Source organism: Aeromonas sp. QDB03, from assembly GCF_027707985.1.
Taxonomy (GTDB): Bacteria; Pseudomonadota; Gammaproteobacteria; order Enterobacterales; family Aeromonadaceae; genus Aeromonas; species Aeromonas hydrophila.
Genome location: NZ_JAPCJG010000007.1, coordinates 140,405 through 150,703, shown reverse-complemented (window position 1 = coordinate 150,703; position 10,299 = coordinate 140,405). Strand labels below are relative to the sequence as shown.

Annotated in this window: 9 protein-coding genes and 1 pseudogene; all 10 read left to right on the top strand. The window is 44.2% G+C overall.

The features are described 5' to 3' along the window. Nucleotides 1-13: 13 nt before the first annotated feature. On the top strand, nt 14-985 hold the full coding sequence (locus PG900_RS17345) for a glycosyltransferase family 2 protein (protein WP_270799680.1): 972 nt from the start codon (nt 14-16) through the stop codon (nt 983-985). 20 nt (nt 986-1,005) lie between these two features. Beyond that, nucleotides 1,006-2,073 carry an FkbM family methyltransferase gene (locus tag PG900_RS17340; protein WP_139705021.1) on the top strand — a complete coding sequence of 356 codons (1,068 nt, stop codon included), beginning with the start codon at nt 1,006-1,008 and terminating at the stop codon, nt 2,071-2,073. A gap of 12 nt (nt 2,074-2,085) precedes the next feature. Beyond that, complete coding sequence (gene glf, locus PG900_RS17335) at nt 2,086-3,246, top strand: UDP-galactopyranose mutase (RefSeq protein ID WP_106551493.1); 1,161 nt, start codon at nt 2,086-2,088, stop codon at nt 3,244-3,246. 18 nt (nt 3,247-3,264) lie between these two features. Continuing rightward, nucleotides 3,265-4,239: a glycosyltransferase family 2 protein gene (locus tag PG900_RS17330; protein ID WP_270831912.1), complete on the top strand. Its 975-nt coding sequence runs from the start codon at nt 3,265-3,267 to the stop codon at nt 4,237-4,239. 3 nt (nt 4,240-4,242) lie between these two features. Then, nucleotides 4,243-5,235 (top strand): class I SAM-dependent methyltransferase, encoded by a 993-nt coding sequence (locus PG900_RS17325; protein ID WP_106551495.1) that lies wholly within the window; start codon nt 4,243-4,245, stop codon nt 5,233-5,235. A gap of 48 nt (nt 5,236-5,283) precedes the next feature. Further along, on the top strand, nt 5,284-6,342 hold the full coding sequence (locus PG900_RS17320; RefSeq protein ID WP_106551496.1) for a glycosyltransferase family 2 protein: 1,059 nt from the start codon (nt 5,284-5,286) through the stop codon (nt 6,340-6,342). Further along, complete coding sequence (gene gmd / locus PG900_RS17315) at nt 6,335-7,459, top strand: GDP-mannose 4,6-dehydratase (RefSeq protein WP_017781250.1); 1,125 nt, start codon at nt 6,335-6,337, stop codon at nt 7,457-7,459. Before PG900_RS17320 ends, gmd begins: the two co-directional genes overlap by 8 nt. Nucleotides 7,460-7,463: 4 nt before the next feature. Next, nucleotides 7,464-8,426 (top strand): GDP-L-fucose synthase family protein, encoded by a 963-nt coding sequence (locus PG900_RS17310; protein ID WP_106551497.1) that lies wholly within the window; start codon nt 7,464-7,466, stop codon nt 8,424-8,426. A gap of 8 nt (nt 8,427-8,434) precedes the next feature. Next, the gene (locus PG900_RS17305; protein WP_139705015.1) at nt 8,435-9,487 is read left to right on the top strand and encodes a hypothetical protein; all 1,053 of its coding nucleotides are present in this window, start codon (nt 8,435-8,437) and stop codon (nt 9,485-9,487) included. Nucleotides 9,488-10,113: 626 nt separating this feature from the next. Beyond that, a pseudogene (locus tag PG900_RS23075) lies at nt 10,114-10,273 on the top strand (DapH/DapD/GlmU-related protein); the annotation flags it as partial. Nucleotides 10,274-10,299: the final 26 nt, after the last annotated feature.

Sequence of the window (10,299 nt, the reverse complement as noted above, 5' to 3'; positions counted from 1 at the left end):
TATTCATTTTCCCTTGGATTTCCCTATGAAAGTCAGCGTATTGGTGCCCGTCTACAATCTGGCGCGCTTCATCGAACCCTGCCTGCTCAGCCTGCTCGAGCAGCAGACGGATTTCGAGTTCGAGGTGATCGCCATCGATGACGGCTCGAGTGATGACTCCTGGTCCATCATGCAGCGGCTGGCACGGCAGTGGCCGGCCCTGCGGGCCCTGCAAAACGAACAGAACATGGGGCTGGCCAGAACCCAGAAGCGGCTGCTTGGTGAAGCAAAAGGGGCCTACCTTGCCTATGTGGATGGCGACGATCTGGCTTTGCCGGGCAAGCTGCAGCGTCAGGCCGACTATCTGGACGTGCACCCCGGCTGCACGCTTTGCTATCACGAGGCGGAGATGTTCGATGATGAGACCGATGCGCGCATCAAGTTCTTCACCCGCGATTACTACAATGCCCGTTACCTCGAACCCGTGATGACGCGGGAGGCGCTGATCCGCTTCGGGGTCTTCGTCAATGCCAGCTCCATCATGTTCCGCCACTATGACGGCATGACTGATGCCATCGATGAAGGGTGCAAGATCATTCTCGATTACCCCTGGCACATCCTGAATCTCTCCCTCAATCCGGGCACCCTGGATTTCATCCCCGAGCTGCTGGGGCGTTATCGCTTTCATACCCAGAGCTTCGGCGGGCAGACCCGCAAGTCGGCAGAGCGGCGTGAGCAGTCGCTGCGCGATCTGCTGCGCGCCTGTGACAATGCGGCTGCGTTTGGCGCTGACCCGGTGGTCATTGCTCAGGGGCGTGCCCATCACTACTACTCTGCCGCGCTCTACTTTTTGCGGCAGGATGACGTCGCCCGCTTCACACAGCTCATCGATCAGTCGGTGGTAGAGGTTGCGGAGTTGGCGCCAGGCTGGTTCTTCGACGAGCGGCATCAACTGGCGTGGGAAGAACGGAAGACCCCGAAATCAGTATTCGCACGGTTGTTTTAACATCAGCCAAGAGGACTTAAATGAATAATGTGTTTTCCCAACAAGTTGAGCTCTTGTATATAAAGAGCAATAGACTAATAGATCTAATAGAAAACCGAGCTGTATTTGGAATTTTTGGAACAGGCCAGCTTGCTCAGAATTGTTATGATCAACTTATAAAGTTTGGGCATACGGCATCCTATTTTGTAGGTAGAAATGAAGATGAAGGTATATTTATGAACCTTCCGCTTAAGACTATAAAATATATCTCCTCAAAAACAGCACCTTTACTGATCGCATCTACATGGGCAAAAGAAATAACGCTAGATTTAAGACGTGCTGGGTTTGTAGGGGAAGTGTTTGTTATAGATCCTTTTGTTACTGTATTTGAACGCATGACAATTACTGATAAGAATGAGCTAATCAATTTTTATTCATCATTAGAAGATGATGCTTCTAAGAAAAGTTTGATTGACCTCATTTCCTTCCGTTGTGGTAATGTAGATAGTATATCCGTTAGTAGCTATCCACAATATATGTCACCCAATGTTGGATATTCAACCGCTGATATAATTATTGATGGCGGGGCATACATTGGCGATACGATTAAAAGCTTGGATGAGCACAATATTATTGTGCGAGAAATTCATGCTTTTGAACCAGATTCAGAAAATTTTCAAGCTCTGCTCCGTTATGGAGATAAAACAAAGTTAAAAGTGGTATCTAACAATTTAGGCTTATGGTCATCAGCACAAGAGCTCAATTTTTCGGATAATGATACCATCTCGTATGGACGAAGAGTCGATGAAAAAGGCGAGGTGGCTATCAATGCGATTAGCATTGATGACTATGTAAAGTCGAATGGCATAGCTCCAACGGTTATCAAACTAGATATTGAGGGCGCTGAAATGCATGCTCTTGTGGGGGCAAAAAATACAATTACTACTCGAAAACCAAAATTAGCGATCAGTCTTTATCACTGTCAAGCGGATTTATGGCGTATACCAGAGTATATAAAGTCACTTAATCCAGATTATCTTTTTTATTTGGGGCATCATAGAAACAACTGGATGGAAACAGTGCTATATGCCCAAAGCAAAAATTCTTAGAGCAAAATATAAATGAAATATCAGGCAATCGTCATTGGCGCCGGGCTTTCGGGCGCCGTCATGGCTGAACGAATGGCCAGCCAGCTTGGCTGGAAGGTGCTGGTGCTGGAACAGCGCGACCACATCGGGGGCAACTGTTTCGACGAGTATGACAAGCATGGGGTGCTGATCCATCGCTATGGGCCGCACCTCTTCCATACCGACAGCAAGGAAGTGTGGGATTACCTGTCGCAGTTTACCGAGTGGTTGCCTTACGAGCATCGCGTGCTGTCGCGCATCGATGGGCAACTGGTGCCTATCCCGTTCAACCTGACCAGCATCGAACGCTGTTTCCCCGCCGAGAAGGCCGGCGCCATGATTGAGGCCCTGCGTACCCGGTTCGGGGATGGCGCCAGAGTGCCGATTCTCGAACTGCGCAAGGAGCAGTCTCCCCTGCTGGGTGAACTGGCGGATTTCATCTATCAGAAGGCGTTCGTCAACTACACCAGCAAACAGTGGGGAGTCCCCCCCGAGCAGATCTCCCCCGAGGTGACGGCGCGGGTACCTGTGGTGGTCAGCCGGGATGATCGCTACTTCACCGACCCCTGGCAGGCGGTGCCGGCCGTAGGCTATACCGCCATGTTTGAGCGCATGCTTGCGCATCCGCTGATTGACGTGAGGCTGTCGACCCCCATGGCAGAGCACGTCAGGCTGGATTGGCAGCAGAAGCGGGTGCTGCTGGATGGCGAGCAATTTGATGGCCCCTTGATCTATACCGGGATGCTGGATCATCTGCTGCCGGCAGAGGGGAATTACCTGCCATATCGTTCACTGCGTTTTGAGCATCGCCATCTGGCACTGGAGCAATTTCAACCGGTCACCACCGTCAATTATCCAAATGAAGAAGCCTTCACACGGATCACCGAGTTCAAGCATTTCAGCGGGCAGGTACATCCCGGTACCAGCATCGTTTACGAATATCCCTGTGACTATCAGCTAGAACAGGGGCTAGAGCCCTACTACCCGCTGTTTACCGATGTAGCCAAACAGCATTATCAAGCGTGCCGTGATGAGTTGACCCGATTCCCGCAGCTGATTGCTTTGGGCCGCCTTGCCGAATATCGCTATTTTGATATGGATGATGCGGTGAACAATGCGTTGAATCACTTTGCCAAGCACACGACAACTCTTTGAACCTTGGATACACATGCCGTGACCAAACCACTGTTATCTGTATTAATGCCTGTCTATAACTGTGCAGAATATATCGAAGAAGCTCTTGCTAGTATCCAGGCTCAAACTTTCACAGACTTTGAAGTGCTGGTGATCGATGACGGTTGCAGTGATGAGACACCTGCAATTGTTCGGCGTATAGCTTGTCATGATCAACGGATCAAGATCATTTCCCGGGAAAATCGCGGAATTGTCGATTCTCTTAACGAAGGGGTGGCATTAGCCCAGGGCAGATGGTTGGCCCGCATGGATGGCGATGATATTTGTGAGCCCCATCGTTTCTCTTGTCAGTTGGCTTTTCTCAACGCTCACCCAGAGGTAGACATTGTTGGAAGCTGGGTGCAGCTTTTCGGGGCTCGCAGCGAGGTCTGGCATCACCGCCGGGAAGATACATTTATTAAATTCATGCTGTTGTTTCGTTCATCTGGGTTCAGCCATAGCTCTATCATGGGTAAAATCGAGTTTTTTCAGAATTTTGCATATGACAAAAAATATGAAGATGTCGAGGATACTGAGCTCTGGTCCAGAATGGCACTTTGTAGTGGAGTTAAATTTGCCAACATCCCGGAAGTATTGGTCCATTACAGAGTTCATGATGCTCAAGTCTCAAAAATAAAACGAACGCGTCAAATGATTCTTTATCGGCAGATTATGAGCAAATACATGCTAACTCTCGGCGTCGCGGACATAGATATTGAGGCGCATGAATGGTGCTGTGATCTGCGAAGTGATTTAAGTGATGTAGAGTTAGAACGAATTTATTTATGGCTAGAAAAACTCAGTAGCAGTATCAGAGCTGACTGGAAGGATGATTTTGGCGTGATATCTGAACGTTGGGCCAGACTTTGTGCGTTGAATGGACATACAAATAAGAAAGATGGCCTGTTTGGGTTTCGCCCCGTGACCTGGCTGTACAAGACGCCACCCGTATTGAACTATAATAAGCAGGGTTAACTCATGAATCTCATACTGTTTCCCTTCGATCGTGTCATCAAGGGAGCAAGCATTGCTATCTATGGTGCTGGAGAAATTGGCGAATATTTCCTGCGACAGTTGGCTGCAGTTCCTTTTTGTCATGTGGTTTGGCTGGTCGATAAAAAATTTAAGTCCTTGGGAAAACAGCAACAACTCATTTGTTTACCACCGGCGTTGATGGATTGGCAACAGCCTGATCAAATTATTATTGCTTCTCAATTATTTGAAGAAGAGATAACAAAGTATCTTGTTAGTGAGGGCGTTGATCCTACGAGAATTGTAGGTATCAGCGCTGAGCAGAAAATTGATGTGCTAGACCTGATTCAAACCAGACTGAATGCTACCCCGGCAGATGATGAATGGGATGCCTACTATAAATTGGCAGAAAATTCAGCCCAAGCCCAATATAATAGATTCATTCAACCTGTATTGAGCCGGCTGGAAGGTGTGTTGGATTATAGCAATGTCCTTGATTTTGCCTGTGGTAAGGGACGTATTGCAGAGATAGTGCATACTCGTTGTCAGTATCTACAGTTGGTTGATGCCAGCTTTGACGCAATAGAGTTCTGCCGCCAGCGCTTTGCTAAATATTCAAATATTAGTATGCAATGCAATGGTACAGATCAGTTACCTCAGCAAGCCAGCTCTCTAAGTCTGATATATTCTTGGGATGCGATGGTCCATTTCTCTTATAAAAGCTTGGATTTCTATCTCGGCGAATTCAACCGTGTACTGAAAGATCAGGGGTATGTAGTAATGCATCACTCCAATCTTGGTGCATTGGTGGATAAGATGAGAGTGTTCGACCAATGGAATCTGAATCCGGCCGGACGTAGTAGGATCTCAAAAGATGATGTTGCTTTGATTGCCCAGCACCATAATTTCGAGGTTGTAGAACAAACACTCATCGATTGGGAATGCAAGGATATGGATTGTATCAGTGTATTGAGAAAAGCGGCAGGCGTTCGTAGCTGACCTTTGGTTTAGAATGCCCTTTATACTGCTCTAATGGATGAAAATTAAATGAAAGTTTCTATCATCACAGCAACATATAATAGTGCTGCAACTATCGAAAGATGCTTATGTAGTGTGGCTAAGCAAACCGCCATTTCCCAGATAGAACATATCATTGTCGATGGCCGATCTTCAGATCAGACACTCACCCTAGTGTCTACATTTCCACATATAGCAAAAGTGGTGTCAGAAGCAGATAACGGCGTTTATGATGCTTTCAACAAAGGATTAGCTGCTGCAACGGGTGAAATTATTTATTATCTTAGTTCAGATGATCACCTCTGTGACTCAGATGTCATTTATGATATTTTGACCGAATTTGAAAGAGACGATTCTCTAGATTATTTGGCTGCTAGAGTTATTATAAAAGATCCTGCGACCAATGCTGAGTGGATTTTGCATGGAAATGAGTTGCGTAAAGGTGAACAGGAATTTAGCCATCCTCATCATCAAGGCTTTTTCATGAAGCGAGCCCTGCTGCAGGAATATGGTGGTTTTCCCCGGTCTTTTAATATAGCTGCTGATTCCTATATTATGTTGAAGACCATTCTTTTTAAGCGTGGGGATTTTTCTGACAGAACAGTGGCCCATTTCTATCTTGGTGGGCTGAGCAGTAATATTGAAAACTATAACCTAATCAATCGGGAAACCAGGATTATTTACGAACTTCTTGATTTGGAAAGGGTAAACCAACAAGACGTAGCTTTGGCATTTGCAAATAAAAATATGACGTTATTGAAGCGGCTTTTTCATCGTTATTTGGAGAAGGAGCAAGATGTTTCAGTACTGAAAGGAAGACGTATTGGTATCTTTGGTACCGGTATTATGGCTAACATAATATACATGCTGCTTGAAAAATCGGGTATTGTGACAGACTTCTTTATTACCTCTCTGGGGAGTGACAGTACCTTTAATGGTAGACAAGTCTGGTCTTTACATGATTTCCCCTCCAATGTGGATATTTTATTTAACTCCGTAGAGGGAGAGCATGGTGATGAAATAGTTTTGAAGTTACAACACAAGGCTCCTGTAGCACGGATCATCAAGTGGCATGAAATCTATGAATAAGAAAGTCGCACTTATCACTGGTGTAACCGGGCAGGATGGCTCCTATTTGGCCGAGTTTCTGTTAGAAAAAGGGTATCAGGTGCATGGGATCAAGCGTCGAGCGTCATCGTTCAATACTCAACGTATAGACCATATCTACCAAGACCCTCATATTGAACATCAAAACTTTGTACTGCATTATGGTGATCTGACGGACTCCTCTAACTTGACCCGTATTATTCAAGAGGTTCAACCAGATGAGGTATATAATTTGGGGGCTCAATCTCACGTAGCCGTCAGCTTTGAGTCTCCTGAATATACGGCCGATGTGGATGCTATGGGCACACTGCGCCTGCTAGAGGCTATCCGGTTGCTGGGATTGGAGAAAAAAACCCGGTTTTATCAAGCTTCGACGTCAGAGTTGTTTGGCCTGGTCCAAGAGATACCGCAAAGAGAAACCACCCCCTTCTATCCACGCTCTCCTTATGCCGTTGCCAAACTTTATGCATACTGGATCACGGTGAACTATCGTGAGGCTTATGGTTTATATGCATGCAACGGTATTCTTTTCAATCATGAATCTCCCCGTAGGGGAGAAACTTTTGTTACTCGAAAGATTACCAGAGGTTTGGCCAATATTGCCCAAGGTTTGGATAGTTGTCTCTACATGGGGAATATTGATTCTCTACGGGATTGGGGTCATGCAAAGGATTATGTACAACTACAATGGCTCATGTTACAGCAAGAAGAACCTGAAGACTTTGTGATAGCGACTGGCGAGCAGTATTCTGTGCGTCAGTTCATTCTTTGGGCAGCAGAAGATGTAGGTATGCAATTACGTTTCGAAGGCAAGGGTGTTGAAGAAGTTGCAGTGGTGGTATCAGCCAAGGGAGAGCTGGCTCCGGCAGTTCGTCCTGGTGATGTGGTCCTTCGTATTGATCCCCGGTATTTCCGTCCTGCAGAAGTTGATTCTTTGTTAGGTGATGCGAGTAAAGCACGAGAAAAACTGGGTTGGAAACCCAGTATTACAGTCAGAGAAATGTGTGCCGAAATGGTTGCTGCAGATGTGAAAGTAGCGCAGTGCCATGCCTTGTTGAAAAAACACGGATTTGAGATTGGTGAGTCCATGGGGGACTGAATATATGGCTAAGAAGAGAGTCTTTGTTGCTGGACATCTCGGCATGGTAGGACAAGCCTTGTGTCGGCAACTTACGATGCTGGATTCAGTTGAACTGGTGACCGCTACTCGAGGTGAGCTAGATCTGACAGATCAACAAGCGGTAAAACGGTTTCTGATGCATCAACAAATAGATGAAATATATGTGGCGGCTGCCAAGGTTGGAGGAATTTATGCAAACGAAAGTTTCCCAGCCGAATTCATCTACCAAAACTTGATGATTGAAGCTAATTTAATTCACAGTGCACATCTTGTTGATGTACAGAAAATGCTATTTCTGGGATCTAGTTGCATTTATCCAAAGTTGACCCCACAACCCATTTCGGAAGAGGCACTTCTTACCGGCCCATTGGAGCCGACCAATGAACCTTATGCTATTGCCAAAATTGCCGGTATTAAACTGTGTGAAAGTTACAATAGGCAATATGGAAGAGATTATCGCTGTGCCATGCCGACCAATCTCTATGGCCCATATGATAATTTTCACCCTCAGTACAGTCATGTTATCCCTGCTTTAATAGGAAAGTTCTATCGAGCCATTGAACAAGGCGATAAGTTTGTAGAGATCTGGGGTAGTGGCAACGCCCGTCGTGAATTCATGCATGTCGATGACTTGGCGGCAGCATGCTTACATATTATGTCTATATCTAAACAAAATTTACAGTCACTGACTGATCCTAGATGTTCTCATATTAATATTGGAACTGGTATTGATTGCTCTATTCGTGAAGTGGCAGAGCTTCTTAAAGCTATCAGTGGTTTCACCGGAGAGTTTTGTTTTGATGAGAATAAACTTGAGGGTACTCCTGTAAAAAGACTGGATGTAACAAGATTGAATAAATTGGGTTGGCAGGCAACCACTACATTGGAGTTAGGCATGCGAAATGCGTGGGACTGGTATGTTAATAATGTTAATTTAAAAGAATAAGGTTTTTTATGAGTGTTGTGTGGATTGGTGCTTCAAGCTTGGCTGAAAAGCTTTTTAATAAATGGGTTCGTATTTATGGTGATACAGTCCCTAGAGTTATTTTGGATAATGATCCAAAGAAAAGTGGTCGCTTGTTTAATGGTATAACGATTGATCTGGTCACTAATATAAATGAATATTTGCAAAGTGATAGTAAGATAATCATTACGTCATCTTATGTGACAGAGCTCCAGTGCCAACTAAGTGAGTTGGGTGTTAAACACACCATCATGGATTATAGTACATATGATAGTATTATTTCTAGCCATGTGTTGAACAAGAATAAGCAACTTAAAGATAAGCGAAAAACTGATCGTTGTTTTATCATTGGCAATGGACCTTCACTGAAAACTATAAATTTAAGCAAGTTAGCCCAGTTTGACTGTATTGCGGTTAATCATGCCTATAAAAGCCATGAGATTGTTAAATTATTACCTCAATTCTGGATATTGGCAGACCCTCTCTTTTGGTTGAAAAGTGATTTATTACTAGAACCAATAATGAACGTGCTGTCGACTAAACTTCCTGATACCAGATTAGTAGTCAATGCTGATGCTTTACATTATTTTGACAGGCAAAAAGCGGAAATGGATAACCTCTATTTCTATGATATGTCATCTGGGCTTGCTACAGATGAGATAATAAGCTGTGACTTTAGTGCGAAAATGCAGCATTGTGCTCAGAATGTATTATGTCCTGCGATACTACTGGCCCTTTATCTTGGATATGAAGAAATTTGTTTGGTTGGATTTGATCATACTTGGTGGGCTTTTACTAAGGAGGATATATTGTCTGGAAAGGTTATTCCGCATGTTTACCAACATACTTCGGTGGATGATAAAATATCACTCGATGCATATAAGGAATTGGGTTTTCATGGACTGCGAGAAACTATTGAACGACAAAAGTTAGAGTATGGTTATATTCGTCGACTTGCCGAAAGAAGAGGGCAGAAGGTATACAATATAACGTCTGGTGAGTTAGATTGTTTTGTTAATAAGAAGGCAGATTTTTTTCTATAAGGAAAGCCTTTATGCTAATGTTACATCGCCTTATGATTGAAGATAAACTCTCTCGTGGTAGAAATTTAATCATCTATGGTACTGGGTCTGCGGCAGAGGATTTTATTAATAAAAATTCTTGGTTGTATTCACAAGTGACTTTTTTTATGACTTCACGTCCTGAGAAAGAATGCTTTCTTGGCAAAGAAGTTGTTACTCCGGATAGTTATTCACAGCCCATTAATGAGGCTTTTATAGTAATTGTTAGTTCGTTTTTTATAGAAATAAGCCAATATTTGCGTGATATTGGCTTAAAGGAGGGGGAACACTTCATTCAGGTCTTTAAAAATGTAGATGTATCGACAACCTCAAAACGTAGTATCAATGGCGTTGAGGTTGGAAAGTATACATACGGCTATGAACGCCATTGTTTCAAAGGTTCATTACTTGAAAGCATTGGTGCTTTCTGTTCCATTAATGAGTCAGTTAAAATCGGCGAGTTCAATCACCCTCTCGATTGTATTACATCCCATCCCCTACTCTATATATCCAAACATGATATTCTAGGTTATGAAGGTGTTCCTGGTATCTGGGAGAATGACGACCTATTGGATTTGTATAACATGTCTTCCAATCAAAAGATTACGATTGGCAATGATGTATGGATTGGTGCTAATGCAATTATATTACCTGGGGTGACAATTGGCGATGGTGCTGTGGTCGGGGCTGGTGCTGTAGTGACTCGTGATGTACCTGACTATGCCATCGTGGTGGGAGTCCCGGCTAAAGTTATTCGTCAACGCTTTAATAAGGAACAAATTTCAATATTGAAA